20 protein-coding genes and 1 pseudogene are annotated in these 19644 nt (G+C 62.4%); 10 read left to right on the top strand and 11 right to left on the bottom strand.

Annotated elements, in window-relative coordinates; translation table 11 throughout:
* Nucleotides 1–16 precede the first annotated feature (16 nt).
* Nucleotides 17–1675, bottom strand: coding sequence for an electron transfer flavoprotein-ubiquinone oxidoreductase (locus tag AB8B20_RS25245; RefSeq protein WP_439073207.1), 1659 nt, complete (start codon nt 1673–1675; stop codon nt 17–19).
* 155 nt (nt 1676–1830) lie between these two features.
* Here AB8B20_RS25245 and AB8B20_RS25240 point away from each other — a divergent pair, with 155 nt between their 5' ends.
* Nucleotides 1831–2664, top strand: a complete 834-nt coding sequence (locus tag AB8B20_RS25240; RefSeq protein WP_231078091.1) for a uracil-DNA glycosylase — start codon at nt 1831–1833, stop codon at nt 2662–2664.
* On the opposite strand, the gene AB8B20_RS25235 is transcribed toward AB8B20_RS25240, so the two are convergent.
* From AB8B20_RS25235 to AB8B20_RS25220, 4 genes are all read right to left on the bottom strand, one after another.
* The gene (locus AB8B20_RS25235; protein ID WP_439073208.1) at nt 2661–4169 is read right to left on the bottom strand and encodes a glycosyltransferase family 39 protein; all 1509 of its coding nucleotides are present in this window, start codon (nt 4167–4169) and stop codon (nt 2661–2663) included. The genes AB8B20_RS25240 and AB8B20_RS25235 overlap by 4 nt on opposite strands.
* A gap of 82 nt (nt 4170–4251) precedes the next feature.
* Nucleotides 4252–4986, bottom strand: a complete 735-nt coding sequence (locus AB8B20_RS25230; RefSeq protein WP_439073209.1) for a ribonuclease HII — start codon at nt 4984–4986, stop codon at nt 4252–4254.
* 75 nt (nt 4987–5061) lie between these two features.
* Nucleotides 5062–5514: a VOC family protein gene (locus AB8B20_RS25225; RefSeq protein WP_439074040.1), complete on the bottom strand. Its 453-nt coding sequence runs from the start codon at nt 5512–5514 to the stop codon at nt 5062–5064.
* A gap of 117 nt (nt 5515–5631) precedes the next feature.
* Entirely contained in the window at nt 5632–6795 is a 1164-nt protein-coding gene (locus tag AB8B20_RS25220) for a PA0069 family radical SAM protein (RefSeq protein ID WP_093759550.1), read from the bottom strand.
* 204 nt (nt 6796–6999) lie between these two features.
* On the opposite strand from AB8B20_RS25220, the gene AB8B20_RS25215 reads away from it, so the two are divergent.
* Nucleotides 7000–7569: a glycosyltransferase gene (locus AB8B20_RS25215; RefSeq protein WP_089262399.1), complete on the top strand. Its 570-nt coding sequence runs from the start codon at nt 7000–7002 to the stop codon at nt 7567–7569.
* Between the two features lie 35 nt (nt 7570–7604).
* Nucleotides 7605–8078, top strand: a pseudogene (locus tag AB8B20_RS25210) (GNAT family N-acetyltransferase); the annotation flags it as partial.
* On the opposite strand, the gene moaB reads toward AB8B20_RS25210, so the two are convergent.
* Together moaB and ypfJ are read right to left on the bottom strand one after the other, a co-directional pair.
* Nucleotides 8075–8635 carry a molybdenum cofactor biosynthesis protein B gene (gene moaB / locus AB8B20_RS25205; protein WP_120288413.1) on the bottom strand — a complete coding sequence of 187 codons (561 nt, stop codon included), beginning with the start codon at nt 8633–8635 and terminating at the stop codon, nt 8075–8077. The pseudogene AB8B20_RS25210 and the gene moaB overlap by 4 nt on opposite strands.
* Before the next feature lie 5 nt (nt 8636–8640).
* Nucleotides 8641–9579, bottom strand: a complete 939-nt coding sequence (ypfJ, locus tag AB8B20_RS25200) for a KPN_02809 family neutral zinc metallopeptidase (RefSeq protein ID WP_092139544.1) — start codon at nt 9577–9579, stop codon at nt 8641–8643.
* A 240-nt stretch (nt 9580–9819) separates the two neighbouring features.
* Between ypfJ and AB8B20_RS25195 the strand changes: the two genes are divergently transcribed.
* Together AB8B20_RS25195 and AB8B20_RS25190 are read left to right on the top strand one after the other, a co-directional pair.
* Nucleotides 9820–10953, top strand: a complete 1134-nt coding sequence (locus AB8B20_RS25195; RefSeq protein ID WP_093759553.1) for a site-specific DNA-methyltransferase — start codon at nt 9820–9822, stop codon at nt 10951–10953.
* Nucleotides 10954–11102: 149 nt separating this feature from the next.
* Nucleotides 11103–11789 carry a glutathione S-transferase family protein gene (locus tag AB8B20_RS25190; RefSeq protein WP_439073210.1) on the top strand — a complete coding sequence of 229 codons (687 nt, stop codon included), beginning with the start codon at nt 11103–11105 and terminating at the stop codon, nt 11787–11789.
* 53 nt (nt 11790–11842) lie between these two features.
* Here AB8B20_RS25190 and AB8B20_RS25185 read toward each other — a convergent pair whose 3' ends face one another.
* A complete protein-coding gene (locus AB8B20_RS25185) occupies nt 11843–12271 on the bottom strand; it encodes a nuclear transport factor 2 family protein (protein ID WP_089262411.1) in 429 nt (142 codons plus the stop codon).
* Between the two features lie 91 nt (nt 12272–12362).
* Between AB8B20_RS25185 and AB8B20_RS25180 the strand changes: the two genes are divergently transcribed.
* Both AB8B20_RS25180 and AB8B20_RS25175 read left to right on the top strand, forming a co-directional pair.
* Complete coding sequence (locus AB8B20_RS25180) at nt 12363–13286, top strand: LysR family transcriptional regulator (protein ID WP_439073211.1); 924 nt, start codon at nt 12363–12365, stop codon at nt 13284–13286.
* Between the two features lie 156 nt (nt 13287–13442).
* Nucleotides 13443–13778 (top strand): hypothetical protein, encoded by a 336-nt coding sequence (locus tag AB8B20_RS25175; protein WP_089262415.1) that lies wholly within the window; start codon nt 13443–13445, stop codon nt 13776–13778.
* Nucleotides 13779–13856: 78 nt separating this feature from the next.
* On the opposite strand, the gene AB8B20_RS25170 is transcribed toward AB8B20_RS25175, so the two are convergent.
* Entirely contained in the window at nt 13857–15182 is a 1326-nt protein-coding gene (locus tag AB8B20_RS25170; RefSeq protein WP_439073212.1) for a methyl-accepting chemotaxis protein, read from the bottom strand.
* Nucleotides 15145–15681, bottom strand: coding sequence for a PAS domain-containing protein (locus AB8B20_RS25165; protein WP_439073213.1), 537 nt, complete (start codon nt 15679–15681; stop codon nt 15145–15147). The genes AB8B20_RS25170 and AB8B20_RS25165 overlap by 38 nt, the downstream gene beginning before the upstream one ends.
* Nucleotides 15682–15888: 207 nt before the next feature.
* Between AB8B20_RS25165 and AB8B20_RS25160 the strand changes: the two genes are divergently transcribed.
* Nucleotides 15889–17178 (top strand): flavin-dependent oxidoreductase, encoded by a 1290-nt coding sequence (locus AB8B20_RS25160; protein ID WP_439073214.1) that lies wholly within the window; start codon nt 15889–15891, stop codon nt 17176–17178.
* Nucleotides 17179–17223: 45 nt separating this feature from the next.
* Here AB8B20_RS25160 and mutY read toward each other — a convergent pair whose 3' ends face one another.
* A complete protein-coding gene (mutY, locus tag AB8B20_RS25155; RefSeq protein WP_439073215.1) occupies nt 17224–18336 on the bottom strand; it encodes an A/G-specific adenine glycosylase in 1113 nt (370 codons plus the stop codon).
* 27 nt (nt 18337–18363) lie between these two features.
* Between mutY and AB8B20_RS25150 the strand changes: the two genes are divergently transcribed.
* Nucleotides 18364–18843 (top strand): DUF721 domain-containing protein, encoded by a 480-nt coding sequence (locus tag AB8B20_RS25150; RefSeq protein ID WP_439073216.1) that lies wholly within the window; start codon nt 18364–18366, stop codon nt 18841–18843.
* Between the two features lie 105 nt (nt 18844–18948).
* Nucleotides 18949–19605, top strand: a complete 657-nt coding sequence (locus tag AB8B20_RS25145; RefSeq protein ID WP_089262423.1) for a DsbA family protein — start codon at nt 18949–18951, stop codon at nt 19603–19605.
* Nucleotides 19606–19644 lie beyond the last annotated feature (39 nt).

The following is a 19644-nucleotide window of genomic DNA, read 5'->3' as shown; positions in this document are numbered from 1 at the left end:
GTAATCAGCGAGCCGGTTACATCGCCTCGTAGTTCGGGCCGCCGCCACCTTCCGGCGGAACCCAGGTGATGTTCCCGTTGGGGTCCTTCACGTCGCAGGTTTTACAATGGACGCAATTCTGCGCATTGATCTGGAATCGCGCACCGCTCGACTCTTCAACCCACTCATAGACGCCTGCCGGGCAATAGCGATTCGACGGGCCGGCAAAGACGTCGTGCTCCGACGACTTCTGCAGCGCCATGTCGGCAACCTTGAGATGGATCGGCTGGTCTTCCTCGTGATTGGTGTTCGACAGGAACACCGAGGACAGGCGATCGAAGGTGATCTTGCCGTCCGGCTTCGGATAGACGATCGGCTGATACTGCTTGGCGGGCTTGAGCGCCTTGCGATCCGGCTTCTCATGCTTCTGGGTGCCGAACAGCGAGAAGCCGAACGTGTTGCACCACATGTCGAAGCCACCGAGCGCGTTGCCGAGGAGGGTCCCGAACTTGGACCACAGCGGCTTGGCATTGCGGACCGGATAGAGATCCTTCCCGATCGAGGACGACCGCCAGCCGGCCTCGTATTCCATCAACTCGTCATTGGCGCGACCTGCAGCTAGCGCAGCGGAGACGTGCTCGGCAGCCTGCATGCCTGACGCCATGGCGTTGTGAACACCCTTGATGCGCGGCACGTTGACGAAGCCTGCGGCGCAGCCGATCAGCGCCCCGCCCGGGAAGACCAGCTTCGGCACCGACTGATAGCCGCCCTCGGTGATCGCACGGGAACCGTAGGCTAGGCGCTTGCCGCCTTCGAACGTGTCGCGGATCAGCGGATGGGTCTTGAAGCGCTGGAATTCCTCGAACGGATAGAGATAAGGGTTTTCGTAGTTCAGATGCAGCACGAAGCCGACGGCCACAAGGTTATCGTCGTAGTGGTACAGGAACGTGCCGCCGCCCACGTCATTGTCGAGCGGCCAGCCGAACGAGTGCTTCACCGTGCCCTTCTGGTGCTTGGCCGGATCGATCTGCCAGACTTCCTTGATGCCGATGCCGAACTTGCCGGGCTCGCAATCCTTGTCGAGGGCGAATTTGGCGATGATCTGCTTGGTTAGCGAGCCACGCGCGCCTTCGGCGAACAGCGTATATTTGCCCAGCAACTCCATGCCGCGGGTGAAGGAGTCCTTCGGCTTGCCGTCGCGGCCGATGCCCATGTCGCCAGTAGCGATGCCGCGCACCGCGCCATTGTCGTCATACAGCGTCTCGGCAGCCGCGAAGCCGGGATAGATTTCGACGCCGAGAGCTTCTGCCTTCGCGCCCAACCAGCGGCACACCATACCGAGCGAGGTGATGTAGCAGTGATGATTGTTCATCAACGGCGGCATCAGGAAGTTCGGCAGCTTGAAGCCGCCGGTCTTGGTCATGAAATAGAACTGGTCGTCCTTGACCTGGGTCTTGAGCGGGCAGTCCGCATCGTCGCGCCAGTCCGGGATCAGCTTGTCGAGATTGACGGGATCGATCACCGCGCCGGACAGGATGTGCGCACCGACTTCGGAACCCTTTTCCACCACGACGATGGACAGGTCCGCATTGAGCTGTTTCAGCCGGATCGCGGCCGACAGACCGGAGGGCCCGGCACCGACGATGACGACGTCGAATTCCATGGACTCGCGCGGCGGAAGTTCTTCAGTGCTCATAATCTCGTCTCAGACCCGTTTCCAACCCGTTCAGAACGCTTCTAAGGGCTGTTGTTTCCGATTTTTGACGGAAGAACAACCACCTAAATGCACAGGGGGCGTTTCGCTGGGCGGCGATCCGGCCTAGATTGGCGGCATGCCTGTGACCCCCTCTCATGACGCCTGAACCCCACCCCAGCGTTGCGCAACTGCTCGCCTTTTATCTGGAGGCCGGGGTCGATTGCGCATTGATGGATGAGCCGGTGAACCGGCTGTCCGACGACCTCCCGCCGCCTGCCCGGGAACTGTCCGACAGCGCGCCGAAGCGACCACCGCTGAATGGCATGCCGCCGCCCCCAGCACGCCCACCCGCCCGCGTCGAGGTCGCCCCGGACGTGGCGATTGCGGCCGCCCGCGACGCCGCACGCACCGCGCCCTCACTTGAGGTGCTGCGTGGCATGCTGGATACATTCGACGGCTGCGCGCTAAAATCGACCGCGACCCAACTGGTGTTTGCCGACGGCAATCCGCAGGCGCGGATCATGTTCGTCGGCGAGGCACCCGGCCGCGACGAGGACATCGAAGGCCTGCCCTTCGTTGGCCGCTCCGGCAAATTGCTCGACCTAATGATGGGCGCCATCGGCCTGAAGCGCACCGACGTCTATATCGCCAATGTGATTCCGTGGCGGCCGCCGGGCAACCGCACGCCGACGCCGCAGGAGACACAGATCTGCCTGCCGTTCATCCAGCGCCAGATCGAGCTGGTGAATCCTGACATCCTCGTCACGCTCGGCAATCCGTCGACACAGACGCTGCTGCAGACCCGCGACGGCATCATGAAGTCCAGGGGACGCTGGGTCGACTACGACACCGGTACGCGCAAGATCAAAGCGCTGGCGACGTTCCACCCCGCCTATCTGCTGCGCTCGCCGTCTTATAAGCGGATGACCTGGATGGATCTGCGCGCGATCGCGAAGGCGCTGGAAGCGTCGTCGGGCAGGACCAGTTAGGGCGCCTTTGGCCGCACGATCGCCCAGCCGATCCGCAGCAAGGGTTGCCGGCCATTCACCAGACGTTCGAAGGCGCGCGGGACTTCCGGCACGAGGTTGGGGAAACGCTGCGTAATGTCTGCAGGCGGCGTACCGACTGTATCCGCTGCGCGCCACACGACGACGCCGCCGGTCTCGGCGAACTTTGCTGGCGTAATCCACGGCGTACGGGAAGGCACTGCATCATTCAGCAGATGCGGCCGTGACGCGCTCATCCCAATCAATGCTGCGAGTTGCGCATCGCCGGCCACCGCCGGCAATGGCTTATTGGTCCGGCGCTCGAAGCTCTCGCCGAAGAAGCGCCCGATCTCGCGCGCGGGAAGCGCTGTGACATCCTCAGGACCATCGACCCAAGGCAGAATCACGAGACTGGCGAAAGCTGCCAGCGCAGGCGCAATGATGGCGAAGGCCCAGACCTTGCGCAGCACGCGCTGGCGCCGCAGCGTGATCAGGTCGCCCGACGCCACGACCACGGCGAGACCCGACATGACCAGCGCAATGCCGGCACCGCCGACCACGCGATCGAGGCCGTAAAGGGCAGCGAACAGGCTGCCGAGCAGCCCCGGCACGAGCGCGAAGAAAAATACATAGTCACGTGCCAGCGGATCGACCGGCGGGCGGAAGATAATCGGAGCTTCCTCGGTCTTCGGAACGATGCGGCCCCAGTTCATCACCGTCAGCACGATCACGCCGGTAATTGACGCAAGCAGCCAGGCCATCAGCACGCCCCACTGCCGCGCCTGGCCTGCGATATCGGTCAGTTGCGGCGGTACAGGCACAATCGGTGCCCCGGCCCGGATCACCCACATGGCCCATGGCAATGTCAGCACCGCGATGACCAGTAAGGCATAAAGCGGGTCGAACGACGTCAGGTTACGGCGGCCACGCGAGGTCGCGAGACCGAAGACGAGCGGCAGCGGCAGTAGCCACATCGCATGAGGCGTGGTCAGCAGCAGCAGGCCGGCCTCGATGGACAGTGCGAACCAGGCATTGCGACGGCCCTGCCCGATCGCCAGCCAGGCATGCAGCAGGAACATCGCCCAGAGCGGACGCGCCAGGATCAGCGGGCCGAATTCGATGCCAGGCGTGCTAAAGGCCGTAACCGTCATGGTGAGCAGCACGGCGATGACTGCCTGCGGGCCGCCGACGATGGCACTCCCCAGCTGATAGACCGCGCGGAAGGTGAGGACGACGCAGATCTGCGCCAGCAGATAGACACCGAAAACATGATTGCCGGCGGCCCGGAAGGCGATATCGGCCAACCAGAACGCCAGCGGCGGACCCATATGGGTGCCGACCTGATATTCCCGGCCATAGGCCAGCACGGTGGCGAGATCGCCCGGCGGCCCGCGATACAGCAGCAGGGGGACGACGAGCCAGATCGCGGCCTGACACAGCACGACGATCCAGAACACTAGCCGTGGCCGGGCGCGGATCAGTTCGACGATCAGGGAGGTGAAACGCATTGAACGTCTGAACCGGCCAGCAGGGAATGAAGCGTGCTCAGGTGATACGGCGCAGAGCCGGGAGAGGCAACCGCCTGAGCGCTCAGGCGGTTATCTCGATATCGATGGCGGTGTGGACTTCGATCAGACCCGCCGCACGAACGCCAGCCTGATGACGCGCACGCGCCGCAGCAACCGGCGCGAACAGGCTGCGATGATGAATGCTGGGCCCCAGTTCATTCAGCGCGGCCATATGCTGCGGCACGCCGTAACCCTTGTGCACCTCGAAGCCGTAGCCCGGGCAATCCTCGGCCAGCCGGCACATCAGCCGGTCGCGCGACACCTTGGCGATGATCGAGGCTGCTGCGATGGAGAGCACCAACGCGTCGCCGCCAATGACCGCCTCGCAATCGGCCGTCGTGTCGATCTTGTCGCGGCCATCGACGAACACTTGTTTCGGCGCATCCGGCAGCGACGCGACCGCACGCGCCAGCGCCCAGAGCGAGGCCCGCAGGATATTGTCGCGGTCGATCCGGGTGGGTGATGCGTAGGCGACGGCAAAGGACGACGTAGCGCAGATTTCCTCGAACAGCGCCTCGCGCTTGCTCTCTGTCAGCTTCTTGGAATCGTCGAGGCCTTTTGGAATGTTGCTCGGGTCCAACACAACCGCGGCGGCAACCACTGGTCCTGCCAGCGGACCACGCCCGGCCTCGTCGCAACCAGCCACCGGCCAGATGCCTCTCTCCAGCAGCACGAATTCGCGCGTAAAGCATGGCGCGACAACGATCTTGCTCTTGCGCGACTTGGCGGGGGGCTTCTTTTTCGCATCTCGAATCATCCGGCGATCCTGCTGAAGCAGGCCAACACGCGCAACCGGGAACTCGGGATCGTGCCCGCTATTCAGATTGCCGCTTTAATCGTCCAGATGCACCCGCCGGTCGTCACCGACCTCGATCCCCGGTGCCGTCACCACGTCCCAAGCGTGCCCGTCCGGGTCCGCAAAGTAGCCGGAATAGCCACCGTAATCGGTCTTTCGCGCTGGCTTCAGCAGCGATCCACCACAATCGACAGCGAAAGCGAGGACCGCATCGACCTCGCCTTCGGAGCGGCAATTCCACGCCAGCGTGCTGCCGCGAAACGCCTGCGGCCTTGGATGGTCAGGCAATGTCGCGTCCTGCGCCAGTTGATCCCATGGAAACAGCGCGAGGACGCTGGCGCCGGTGTCAAAAAAGGCGATGGCCTCGCCAGAGGCACGGGCCTTTCGCGTAAAGCCCAGCGCTTCGTAGAACGCAATGCTCCTGCGCATATCCGCCACGCCCAGCGTGATTACCGTCATGCGCGCGATCGGCGCCGGTGATTTCGTCATCGTCATGCGTGTCACTCCTGTACACACTCTATAGATCGAAAAGAGGGACGCTGGCAGGCTCTGGTTTCCTGCCAACGTCCCCTCTCCACCACTCCGTACGCTGCGAGACCTGCGGAGTTAGAACAGATTCAATTGCTGACCGGCACCGGCCGGCTTCTCAAAATGATCGAGGGTGAGCTTCGAACGACGTTTGTTGAGGCCAAGCTTCGTGCAGGCGATCTCGAAGCGGCGACCGATCATCCAGGCCATCGGTCCGGTGCCCTTCATGCGCGTGCCCCATTGCGAGTCGTAATCGCGGCCGCCACGCATTTCGCGGATCAGCGTGAAAACATGCCGATAGCGATCCGGATAATTCGCGATCAGCCACTCGCGAAACAGATCGCGTACTTCCATCGGCAGCCGCAGCAAAACGTAGCTAGCTTCCTTGACGCCGGCATGCGCGGCGGCATCGAGAATCCGTTCGATCTCGCTGTCGTTCAGCGCGGGGATCACCGGCGCCACCATCACCGTGGTCGGAATGCCAGCCTCGGATAGCTGCCGCAAAGCTTCCAGCCGCTTCGACGGCGTCGACGCGCGCGGCTCCATGGTGCGCGCGAGCTTTGGATCGAGTGACGTCACCGACAACGCCACTTTGACCAGATTGCGCTTCGCCATCCGCGCCAGGATATCGATGTCGCGCGTCACCAAAGCCGACTTGGTGACGATGCCGACAGGATGACCGGTCTTCTCCAGCACTTCGAGAATGCCGCGCATCACCTGACGCTCGCGCTCGATCGGCTGATACGGATCGGTATTGGTACCGATCGCGATCATCTTCGGCTCGTACTCGGCGGCGGCCAGCTCCTTCTCAAGCAGCGCCGGCGCATCGGGCTTCACGAACAGTTTGGATTCGAAATCGAGCCCGGGCGAGAGACCGAGATAGGCGTGGGTCGGCCGCGCGAAACAATAGACGCAGCCATGCTCGCAGCCGCGATAGGGATTGATCGAACGGTCGAAGCCGATATCCGGCGATTCATTGCGCGTGATGACCTTGCGCGCGGTGTCCGTCGCAACAGTCGTCTTGAACGGCGGCAATTCATCGAGGCTCTGCCAGCCGTCATCAAAGGCGACCCGGGCCTCGGCCTCGTAGCGCCCGCTGTCGTTGGACTGGGCACCGCGGCCGCGTCGCCGCTGCTGGTCGATCGCCACCGCGATCTCGGGAAAAGGGGAAAGCGCACCCGCCGGCTTATCGGAGGGCGCCGGGACCGGCGGGTGCTTGAGGGCAGCGATCTGGCGACTCATGAAGCCACGATAGCGCACGCAAGGAACAAAGCAAGAACATAAATAGCGTGGTACACGGCCGGGGCACTGTGCATTCTCCCGCCGCCTTGCAGGGGCGGCCGAAAGTCGAACCGCCCCGAAATTGCAGCAGCCGCCGGTGCCGCATAGACTATGACGAAATGATAACGCGGCCACCCCGTTGTTGAGAGGTATTATCCGACACCCATGCTGAGCGTGATCATCCCCACCGAAGGCGTCGAACAGCCCGCTGTTGCCACACTGGCAGCGCTGGTGCCGGGCGCTGCTGCCGGTGTGATCCGCGAAGTGCTGCTGGTCGATCGCGCTGGCACCGATGTCATCGAACGTGTCGCCGATGTCGCGGGCTGCGGCTTCCTGACCTCGCAGGGTTCGCGCGCCGCGGCAATGGCCGCCGGCGCCAAGCAGGCGCGCTCGCCCTGGCTAATGTTTCTCCATGCCGGCGCCGTGCTCGATGCCGGCTGGATCGAGGAGACCCAGCAATTCATCCAGCGCGTCTCGACCAGCAACCGCCCCCGCGCGGGCATTTTCCGCTATGCGCGCTCGCCCTATGACGAGACCAATTTTCGCGATGGCCTGAAGCACCTGGTCCGGATGATCACAGGCCCCAAGGCCGATCAGGGCCTGCTGATCGCACGCGAACACTACGACCGTCTCGGGGGCTACGCACCCGATGCCCGGCGCTCCGAGGCGCGGTTGCTGCGCCAGCTCGGGCGGTCATCACGCACATTGCTGCGCAGCCGGATCATCGTTGCCTGATCATGGCCGCCCAAGCCCCCGATGCCGTTCAGCTTGCAGTGCTACGCGATCTCCAGCCTGGCGATATCGACTGGGTCATCCGCAGTCACGGCGAGCTCTATGCGGCCGAATACGGATTCGATGCATCCTTTAAGGCGCTGGTAGCCGACATCGCTGCAGAATTCGTCGCATCATGCGATGCCACGCGCGAACGCTGCTGGATCGCCGAGATGGATGGCGCGCCCGTCGGCTCGCTGTTTCTCGTGAAGGCATCCGACGACGTCGCCAAATTTCGGCTCTTGCTGATCGATCCCAAGGCGCGCGGACAAAAGCTCGGCCAGCGCATGGTGACGGAATCCATCGCCTTTGCGCGGCAATGCGGTTATCGCAGGATCACGCTGTGGACCCAGAGCAATCTCGGCGCTGCGCGAAAAGTCTATCAGGATGCAGGTTTCGCGCTGGTCGCCACCGAGCCGCATCGCAGTTTCGGGCAGGATTTGATCGGCGAGACCTGGGAACTCGTGCTCTAGACCGACGCGCCCTTCGCCTTCGGGCGTCGCAAATGCTCATCCAGCCGCGGCATGATCTCCACGAAATTGCAGGGCCGCGTGCGGTAATCCAGTTGCGCGGCAAGGATGCCGTCCCAGCCATCGCGGCAGGCGCCGGGCGAACCCGGCAGGCAGAAGATAAATGTCGCGCCGGCGGTGCCAGCAGTCGCGCGGCTCTGGATCGTCGAGGTACCGATCTTGGCGTGGCTCAGCATGTGAAACGCAATCGAGAAACCATCCATCCGCTTCTCGAACAGCGGCTCGATGGCTTCCGGCGTGACATCGCGGCCGGTGAACCCCGTGCCGCCGGTCGTAATGATCGCGTCCACGCCGGGATCGGCAATCCATGCGCGCACGATCTTGCGGATCGCTTCGACATCGTCCGTGACGATCTCGCGCTTCGCCAACACGTGACCGGCCGATGTCAGCCGATCGGCCAGCGTCGCGCCGGACTTGTCGTCATCGAGCGACCGCGTGTCGGAAATCGTCAGTACCGCAATGTTGAGCGGTACGAAGGCTTTGGTCGTGTCGGGCTCCATCGTCGTTACAGTCGATCCGTCGCGAATGTATTGCAGGCCTGCACGGTGCCCTGCTGATAGCCGGTCATGAACCAGCGCTTGCGCTGTTCGGCAGAACCGTGCGTGAAGGAATCCGGCACGACGCGACCCTGTGCCTGACGTTGCAACGTATCGTCGCCGATGGCGGACGCGGTCTGCAGCGCGGCATCGATGTCACCGGCTTCGAGGAAACCGGGGCGCTTCTTCGATTCGCGATTGACCCAGACGCCCGACAGACAATCGGCCTGCAACTCGACGCGGACCTGCAGCAGATTGGCCTCAGCCTTGCTGCCGGCCTGCTGCTGCAGGCGTGTCACGCGCGGAATGATCCCGAGCAGGTTCTGAATGTGATGGCCGGCTTCATGCGCAATGATATAGGCCGCGGTAAATTTGCAGGCATTGCCCGAGCAACCACGGAATTTGGTTTCGACCTGACGGAAGAAGCCGGTGTCGAGATAGATCTTCTTGTCGGGCGGACAGTAGAACGGCCCCATCGCCGACTGCGCATTACCGCAGCGTCCGCCATTGGTGGCATTACGAAACAGCACGATCTGCGGCCCGGTATATTTTTGCCCGCTCTCCTTGAAGATTTCGTCCCAGCGATCGTCGATCTCGCCGAGCACGCCAGAGATCATGCTGCCCATCTCGTCAGTGGGTGCGCCTGATTTCGTCGGCGTCGAGCGACGGTCTGTCTGATAGGTCGGCGCCTGCTGGCCGCCGGTGAGAATTTCTGCACCGCCGATAAGAATGCGCGGATCGATGCCGAACGCCCAGCCAACGAGGCCAAGCACAATCACCGTGCCGATGCCGAGGCCACCGCCGCCGCCGGGAATACCGAAACCACCGCCCCCGCCACCATATCCGCCGCCGCTATCGTCACGACGGTCGTCGATATTGTCGCTGCGACGGAAGTCATCGTAACGCATGAGGTAATTCCTTCATTTCAAGTCGCAGCATTTTAGACCGGTTTGACGCGATCCGAACACCATAACGCAATTGCAGCGTAAAATTTCCATTCCATTAAGCATTAACCTGCCCGGCAAAACTTGCCTAGTTCGAACTCGTTACCAATTAAGTCGATTTTTACTTTGCCCGGTCAATGTCTGCCTGTCGGTTGTTTAGTCCCGCGTCGCCGACAGCGTCGCCTGAGTCAGAGTAATTGAGTCATGGTTGTTTCGCGTCGCGGGGCGTCTGCAAGGGCGCCCCGCTCTCACTTCGAAACCTCTCCGAGCAGCAGCATCGTCATTGGTGATTGCGTCGCAGAGATGTCAAAACTCCCGGCAGGGTCGGTCGATCTGGTGTTCGCAGATCCGCCGTACAATCTGCAGCTGAAGGGCGATCTCAAGCGCCCCGATGAATCCCATGTCGATGCGGTGAATAATGACTGGGACAAGTTCTCGTCATTCGCCGCATATGACGACTTCACGCGCGCGTGGCTCCTGGCCGCACGCCGTATCATGAAGCCGTCGGCGACCCTGTGGGTGATCGGCTCCTATCACAATATTTTCCGCGTCGGCGCAATCATGCAGGACCTCGGCTTCTGGGTCCTCAACGATATCGTGTGGCGCAAGTCCAACCCGATGCCGAATTTCCGCGGCCGTCGTTTCACCAATGCGCATGAGACCATGATATGGGCCGCGCGCGATGAGAACGCCAAGGGCTATACGTTCAATTACGAAGCCCTCAAGGCCGCGAATGAGGACGTGCAGGCACGTTCCGACTGGCTGATTCCGCTTTGCACCGGCGACGAACGCCTAAAGGGCTCGGACGGCAAGAAGGTTCACCCGACCCAGAAGCCTGAAGGCCTGCTGGCCCGCGTGCTGCTGTCATCGTCGAAACCCGGCGATCTCGTGATCGATCCGTTTAACGGCACCGGCACCACAGGCGCCGTCGCCAAGCGCCTCGGCCGCAATTACATCGGCTTCGAACGCGACCGCGACTATGCCGCCGCTGCCGAAGCACGCATCGCCGCGATCGAGCCGCTGCCCGAGGCAACACTGGCACCGTTCATGACCGCCCGCAGCGCGCCCCGCGTGGCGTTCTCCGAACTGGTCGAGCGGGGCATGATCTCGCCCGGCACCAAGCTGGTCGATCTCAAGAAGCGTCATGGTGCATTGGTGCGCGCCGACGGCGCCATCATGTTCGGCGACAAGGTCGGCTCGATCCATCGCATGGGCGCGATGGCCCAAGGCTCCGCCTCCTGCAACGGCTGGACGTTCTGGCACGTCGAGACCAAGAAGGGCCTGCGCCTGATCGACGAACTCCGCGCTGAAATCCGCAGCGAGATGGGCGCGGTCTAAAGTCCCCGCCCATGCCACCGGCCGGACGCATGCGCCCGGCCTTCGTCAAAACATCGCTTGCACTCCCCCTGAATTCCAAGCACGAGACGACGGTCCGCATCAGCGGCCCCGCCTCGTGCTTTGACGTACAAAATCCAGGGAGATTTGAGATGCTGAAGTTTTACTTCAATGGGTCGCCGAACCCGACCAAGGTCGCGCTGTTTCTGGAAGAAGCCGGCCTGGCCTATGAGCCGATCGCCATCGACACCCGCACCGGTGCGCAATTCAACCAGGACTTCCTGAAGATCAATCCGAACGGCAAGGTGCCTGCAATCGACGACGATGGCGTCAAGGTGTTCGACAGCAACGCCATCCTGCTCTACCTCGCCGAGAAGACCGGCAAATTCCTGCCCTCCAACACCCCGGCCAATCGCGGCGAGATGCTGTCCTGGCTGATGTTCGTCGCCACCGGCGTCGGTCCGTTTTTCGGCCAGGCCGTGCACTTCAAGCATTTCGCGCCGGAGAAGATCGACTACGCGCATAACCGCTATCAGTTCGAGGCAAAACGCCATCTCGGCGTGCTCAATGAACGCCTGGCCGGACGGCAATATATGGTCGGCGACAGCTACACGATCGTCGACATGGATGTCTGGGGCTGGGTGCGGATGACCAACTTCATTCTCGGCGACGAGGGCTTTGCCCAATTCCCCAACGTAAAGCGCCTGCATGACGAGATCTCGGCACGCCCGGCCGCAGCGAAGGCTGTCGCCCTGAAGGACACATTCAAGTTCAAGGCCGAGATGGACGACGAAGCCCGCGCCGCCATGTTCAAACATCTCGCCACCAGCGCAGCCTGATCACGAGCCATCGAACGAATGCCGGGCGCAGCACTGCGCCCGGCATCTTTGTGTCAGGCAGGAACGCGCGCCATCTCCTCCGGGAAAGGACCCAACACCCGCTCCACAAGCGCAGTGTCGCAATATTCCTTGATCATGGTGATCTTGCCGTTCTCGACACGCCACACCATGCAATAATCGTTGTCGTAACGATCGCCGGTCTTGGTGACATTGTCGCCCTTGGCCTCGACCACCACCAGATTGCCTTCCGCAATGAAATTGGACGCGACCGTGCGCGGCCGGATGTCAAATAGCGACCTGAAATGCCCCATGAGGCCGTTGAGGATCGCATCCTTCCCCTTGAAGGTGCGTCCCCAGGAATACTGACCGACCACGATCCAGCATGCATCATCGGCGAGATGATCGGCGAAGGTCGTGCCGCTGCGGTTGGCTGAATCGCTATAGACCTGCTGAATAAGCTTCTTGTTGTCTGCCGTGCTCATTGTTCTGCTCCATCGCTTGAACGATGACACAGTATGGGTTGGACAATCCCCATTCTTCCAATCGATAGTCCGTATGATATATATTCGGTCCATGAATTTGGCCGCGCTCGATCTCAATCTGCTGGTCGCGCTCGATGCATTGCTGCGCGAGAGCAATGTCGGCCGCGCCGCGATGCGGATCGGCCTGTCGCAACCGGCTGCGAGTCACGCATTGCGCCGGCTGCGCGACGTTCTCGGCGATCCTCTGCTGGTCCGTGTCGGCGCCCGCATGGAGCTGACGCCGCGCGCACAGGCCCTGCGCGGTCCACTTGCCCAGACACTGGAGCAAGTCCGCGGACTGTTCATCCCGGATGTCTTCGACGCCCGCCAAAGCGACCGGCACTTTCGGCTGATGATGCCGGATCTGGCCGTCGAACTGCTGATGCCGCCATTGATGAAGAAGCTCGACAGCGTCGCGCCGGGCGTCCAGATCAACGTCGTGCCATGGCGCGGCCCGGCGATCATGACGGCGGAATTCGCCCGCAGCCTCGACATGGTGATCAGCATCGGCAACGCCTTCAACGGCTTCCATCGTCAGTTGCTCTATGTCGATTCCGATGCCCTCGCCGTCCGCAGGGGCCATCCGGCGGCACCGCGCCTGAAAACGACCGAGGGGTTTCTCAAAGCCCGTCATATCGCCGTGGTGCTCCGAGGCCAAAGCGAAGACCTCATCGACGACTGGCTGCTCAGCAAGAAACTGGAGCGGCAGATTGCCCTCGTCGTCCCGAGCTATATCGAGGCGCTGCATGTTGCGGCGCGCACCGATCTCGTGGCCTTTGTGCCGCGACGCCTGATCGCCGCATTGGCTCAGCCGCTATCGCTCACAATCATTGCCCCACCGCTCGATCCCGGCATCGACGAACAATTCATGTTCACGCCGACACGCGCGCAATTCGATTCCGGATCGATCTGGCTCCGCAAGATCATGCTGGAGACCGGCCGCGAACTCGACCCGCCAAAGCGCCGCACGGCCTGACGCAGCGCGCCTCGGTCAATTTTGCCGGCAAAGCTTGCCGGCAGGCAACGCCTGATAGCAACTACAAATACCTAACCGCTTATGATTTCTGAATATTTCTGATGGCCTGATTTTTGCGTAGTGGGTCGCGAACATCTCACAGCAAGAGAAATTCAGATGTCGAACTCCATTATCTCCAGCATGCAGTCCTTCAAGCTTCCGACCAGACTGCAGCCATCCGACAAGGCCGAGAGCGGCCTCGGCAATGCAACAGCGATAGCAAAATCGCCGGAAGAGAAATTCCTCGACTACGCGAAAAAGACGCCAGCAGAAAAAATGCGCGACGCGCTGCTGTCGAGCATCGGCGTAACGGAAGAAGAATTGAACAACATGTCGCCGGAGCAACGCCGGGAGGTCGAGCAGAAGATTGCCGACAAGATCAAGGAAGCCGTGAACAAGAAGACCGAGAATGGCGGCAGCGCCAGCGGCTTCTTCACGGATATCAGCGCCTAACAGGCGCGCCTTTCACCACAAACGAAATTGGCGCCGCAACGGCGCCAATTCCAGATCATTCGAAATGAGCGGACGCGATCAGCGCGCGGCAGCCTGGCGTACCAGATTTTGCCGGGCCTCGCCGAGATAGCCGCGGATTTCCTTGGTCAGCAATCCCGACTGCGACGACAGATCGCCCGATGCCACCATGGTCGATGTGGCGAGTTGTTCGGTGTCCTTGGCCGTCGTTGCCAGCGACTGGATGTTGGTCGAGATCTCACGCACGACAGCGAAGGCCTCGTCGATGTTGCGCGCGATATCGGCCGTTGCCGCCGACTGCGCTTCGGAGGCGCTCGCGACCTTGCCGGTGATCTCGTTCACTTCCGCGATCACGGTGCCGATCTCGGTGATCGACGAGGAGACCTTGTCGGTCGCCGACTGAACCTGGCCGATTTCCTTCTCGATCTCGGCGGTAAAGTTGGCGGTCTGGGTCGCCAGCGCCTTCACTTCATGCGCCACCACGGCAAAGCCGCGGCCGGCATCGCCTGCGCGGGCCGCCTCGATCGTCGCGTTCAGCGCCAGCAGATTGGTCTGGCTGGCGATCACGTTGATCGAGGTCACGACTTCACTGATGCGCACGGCGACAGCGCGAAGCACGTCGACATTGCTGGCTGCATCGGCGACGCGTTCGACGGCGCGGCCGGCGATGGCGGCCGAGCGATTGACGTCGGCACCGACTTCGCTGGCGCTGGACGACAGCCGCGCGGTGGCCGAAGCCACTGACTGCATGTTGGCGGACGCCTGTTCGGATGCCGCCGCTACCGAGGTGACACGGGTCAATGTCGAGGATGCACCGGTCCGCAGATTGCCTGCGGTGCTGCTCATCTCGACCGCACCGCTGTCGAGTGCGGACACGATGCCGCCCACCGTGGATTCGAGCTGGCTGGTCTGGCGCTCGAAATTCCTGATACGGTCGGCGATATTGTCGGTCGCCGCATTCATCGCTTTCGCGCCGTGCAGCAGGCCGCCATGCAATCCGCCCGGCAGAATGCGCCGGTAATATTTGTTGTCGTTGAGCGCCGCCATCGCCGCGGTGGATTCACGCACGAAGGCGTCCCAGCCATCGATCATGTCATTGACGCTATGCAGCAACTCGCCGGTCACGCCGCGCACCGGGATGCCAAGGATACGGGCCTCGAAGTCACCCTGCGCGATGCGCTCGCAGGCGATACGTGCCTTCTCGATCAGGCGCGCTGTCTTGCCCATCAAAACAAGGGCGACAATCGCCGCCGCGATCGCAACGGCCTGACAGACCATGGCCGCGAGCGGAAGACCGAAGAACTGAAGCACCAAAGCAAGCGCAGAGCCAGCGATGACGACGAGCGTGCTAAGCTGCGCTCTTGAGAGAAAACATAAGTTCGTCATAGCCGACCTTCTGGGATGCAACGAAATCGGTAAGGGCCTTGTAGCCGGCGGCGAGGGATTCCTTGCCGTTCACGTGTCGCTTCTCGATTGCCAGCACGTCGGCATATACAGGCGCGATCGTCTTCTTGATGAGATCCGGCGGCGGCACGCGGCGATTGGAATGATAGCCGGCGATCTTGCCGTCAAGGCCGTAGGACGGCGTGACATGGGCGAAGACCCAGTAGTGATCGCCATTGCTCGCCATGTTTTTCACAAAGGCGAAAATCTCGCGGCGTTCCTCGACTGTGTCCCAGAGCAGCTTGAAGACACTGCGCGGCATATCGGGATGACGGATCAGGCTGTGCGGCTGGCCGAGTAACTCGGCTTCGGTATAGCCGGCCATCTTGCAGAACAAACGGTTCACATAGGTCATGCGACCCTTGAGATCCGTCTTTGATACGATGAGCTCCGACGCCGGAAAGAAAGTCTCGCGGCCGCTCGGCTTAATCTGGTTGGACATCATTGACCTGTCGGTGACCGATTCACCCCAAAAGTAGTGCTACCGGTATTAGGGAACGCGGCTGAATTTTGCGTTAAGGTTCTGTCCACCATGAATTCGCTGCCAGCGGACGATCCGGACGCGTTTTTCCGTCGCGATTGTCCCAGTTGCCGCCATCGCCTCTCCCGTGCCATGACCTCGATCAAATCGAGGGGGAGGCAACAAAAAATGACCGTTCTCATTGCAGGCGGCGGAATTGGCGGACTGACGCTTGCGCTCAGCCTGCACCAGATCGGCGTGCCGTGCCGCGTATTTGAAAGCGTGCCGGCGCTGAAGCCGCTCGGTGTCGGCATCAATGTGCTGCCGCATGCGGTGCGCGAGCTGATCGAGCTCGGCCTGCACGACCAGCTCGACTCGTCAGGCGTGCGCACCCGCGAACTCGCCTTCTTCTCCAAGCACGGCAAGCCGATCTGGAGCGAACCGCGCGGCATCGAGGCCGGCTACAAATGGCCGCAGTTCTCGATCCATCGTGGCAGGCTACAGCAGATCCTGCTCGACACCGCCATCGAACGCCTTGGCGCCGAGAACATCCTCACCAGTCATCACCTGACCGGCTGGACGGAAACGCCGGACGGCATCCGCGCCGACTTCATCGACAAGGTCACCGGCAAATCCGCCGGCAGCTATGACGGCACGCTGTTGATCGCCGCCGACGGCATCCATTCAGCAATCCGCCAGAAGCTCTATCCGCAGGAAGGCGCGCCGCTCTGGAACGGCCGCATTCTGTGGCGCGGCATCACCAAGGGCGATGCGTTTTTGACTGGCCGCACCATGATCATGGCTGGCCACGAAATCCTGAAATTCGTCTGCTACCCGATCTCGCAGGAGCCGGACGCCGACGGCAAATACGACATCAACTGGGTGGCCGAACGGCACATGCCGCCGACCTATGAATGGCGCCGCGAGGACTACAACCGTGCGGCCAGACTCGACGAATTCCTGCCCTGGTTCAAGGACTGGAGATTCGACTGGCTCGACGTGCCAGGCCTGATCAGCAACTGCCCGCACGCCTATGAATATCCGCTGGTCGATCGCGATCCAGTCGACCGCTGGACCTTCGGCCGCGTGACGCTGATGGGCGATGCTGCGCATCCGATGTATCCGATCGGCTCCAACGGAGCGTCGCAGGCCATCCTCGATGCGCGCGTACTGACGCGGGAGATTCTTGCGCTTGGCGAAGTGCCGGCCGCGCTCGAAGCCTATGAGGCCGAACGACGTCCCGCGACCACTGACCTTGTGATGCTGAACCGCCGCAACGGACCGGAACAGGTCATGCAGATCGTCGAGGAGCGCGCGCCTGAGGGCTTCAACGTCGTCACCGACGTGCTGTCGCAGCAGGAACTCGAAGACATCGCCGCCAACTACAAGCGCGTCGCCGGTTTTCAGGTTGAAGGGCTCAACGCGAAGCCGCCGATCGTGACGCTGCCGCAATCGTCGCAACTTTCCAGCGCGAGCTGATGCAGCTCGCGCGCTGGCGCGCCTTCAAGCTTCTGGATTCAAACTTCAATCCAGTCCGTGCGCGATGACCTTGCGCATGACGTTCGGCAAGGCTTCGTCGTCCAATGTTGCGATCGGGACCCAGCGCATGCCCTCCGGGGGGCGGGTGCGGGGCGGGACGTGCGCCGTATAGACGGCGAGCTCCAGCGGGAAGTGTGTGAAGATATGGGTGACCGCGCCCGTTTTGCGATGCCACGCCGTGAGATTTTTTAAGGTCGGCGCCTGCTTCAAGGCATCCTTGTCATCGTGACCGGCCAGCCACTCCGATGACGGCACTTCGGTCATATTCCCCAACAAGCCCTTTTCCGGGCGGGTGCGCACGAGGAGTTCGTTGCCGCGCGTGACCACAAAGGCGGCGCCGCGGCGCAGCGTGCCCGCCTTCTTCGGCAGTTTGCGCGGAAACGTCTCCTGATCGCCGCGGGTCTTGGCCGCGCAATCGTCATTGATCGGGCACAGCACACAGGCAGGTTTTTTGGGCGTGCAGATGGTGGAGCCGAGATCCATCAGCGCCTGCGCGCTGTCGCCGGCGCGCGACGGACCGAGCAGTGTGGCCGCCAGCCCCACAATCACGGGTTTCGATTTCGGCAGCGGTTCTTCCACCGCATAGAGACGCGACGTCACGCGCTCGATATTGCCGTCCACCGGCATGCATTGGCGGCCGAAGGCAATCGCGGCGATGGCCGATGCCGTATAGGGCCCGATGCCCGGCAGCGCGCGCAACCCGTCCTCAGTATCCGGGAAGACGCCGCCATGGTCGCGCAGCACGGCGACGGCGCAGGCGTGGAGATTGCGCGCGCGGGAGTAATAGCCGAGCCCCGCCCACATCCGCAGCACATCGTCCTGCGAGGCGCTGCCGAGATCGCTCACCGTGGGCCAGCGCGCCAGGAACTTGGCGAAATACGGCCCGACCGCCTGCACGGTGGTCTGCTGCAGCATGATTTCCGACAGCCAGACCCGATAGGGATCGATGCCCTCGCCGGGCAAAGGCCGCCACGGCAGCCTGCGGCGATGCTTGTCATACCAGGCGAGCAATTGGGCCGGACGCTTGGCGGCGGCGCTTTCCCCGCTATCCCGTGCGGAAGGTTTCTTTCGTCGGGTGGCGGCGGCTGATAGACTCATGCCGACATGTATCCAAAAGCCTCGTTCATGAACAAGCCCGGCCCGATCTCCGCCAAGCCGCTCTCCGTCCTGCTCGGCGGGGTGTTTGCCGATGCCTATGCCAAACAGGGCTTTGCTTCGCGCGAGCTGGTGACACGCTGGGCCGAGATCGCCGGCCAGCAGGTAGCGAATTTCTCGGAGCCGCTGAAGATCCAGTGGCCGCGCCCCGTCGAAGGCCAGCCGCAGGAGCCGGCGACATTGATCCTGCGCGTCGAAGGCCCGATGGCGCTGGAGATCCAGCATTCGTCGGATGCGATCCTGCAGCGGGTGAACCGCTTTTTCGGCTGGAACGCGGTCGGCAAGATCGCGCTGCGCCAGGCGCCGCTGTCACGGCCGCAGCCTCGTCGCACCGTGAAGCCGCCGGATGCCAAGGCGATCGCCCAGGTTGCGGAAACGCTGCCCGAGGTCGAGGACGAGGCGTTGCGCGACGCGCTGGCGCGGCTCGGCGCCTCGATCAAGCGAAGTTGAGGCTTTCCAGCTCGCCCGGAACCGGCGCGTGCTTGCCACATTTGTGGTTTCAAGTTAGCGAAGCGAACCTTGTCCCGGCGTCCGCCGCCGCTTTGGAGCATTCCTTTGATCATCACGCGCCGTGACTTCACCGCCGCCCTTGCCCTGACCGGCGCCGCAGCAGCCATCGGCCTGTCGCCGCTGCAGCTGATCTCCGAGGCATTCGCGCAGAACGCCGTCGACGTCGCCAAGCCGGTGTCGCTGCCCGACATGGCGCTCGGCCCGAAGGATGCTGCCGTCACCGTCACCGAATATGCCTCGATGACCTGCCCGCATTGCGCGGCCTTCACCGAGCAGGTGTTCCCGAAGATCAAGGAAGCCTTCATCGACACCAACAAGATCCGCTTCGTGTTTCGCGAATTCCCGCTCGACATCAAGGCCGCCGCCGGCTCGATGCTGGCGCGCTGCATCGCCAAGGAGGATTCGGGCAAGTACTTCGCCGTCATCGACATGCTGTTCAAGCAGCAGAACGACTGGGTGATGAAGGACACCGCCGCGACCCTGACCCGCATCGGCAAGCAGGCCGGCCTCAGCCAGCAGGCCGTGGAAGAATGCCTGAAGGACCAGGCGCTGCTCGACAAGATCGCCGCCGACCAGAAATATGCCAATGAAGTGCTGAAGGTGAACTCGACGCCGACCTTCTTCATCAATGGCGAAATGCTGAAGGGCGAACAGTCGTTCGAGGAATTCTCCAAGAAGATCACCCCGCTGCTGAAGAGCTGAGGTCTTCTTGTCCCTCCCCCGTTTTTGCGCGGGCAGGGA

The sequence above is a fragment of the Tardiphaga sp. 866_E4_N1_4 genome (assembly GCF_052076075.1).
In the GTDB taxonomy this organism is placed as follows: Bacteria; Pseudomonadota; Alphaproteobacteria; order Rhizobiales; family Xanthobacteraceae; genus Tardiphaga; species Tardiphaga robiniae.
Note: the sequence above shows the minus strand (reverse complement) of the source record. Positions and strands in the feature narration are given on the sequence as shown.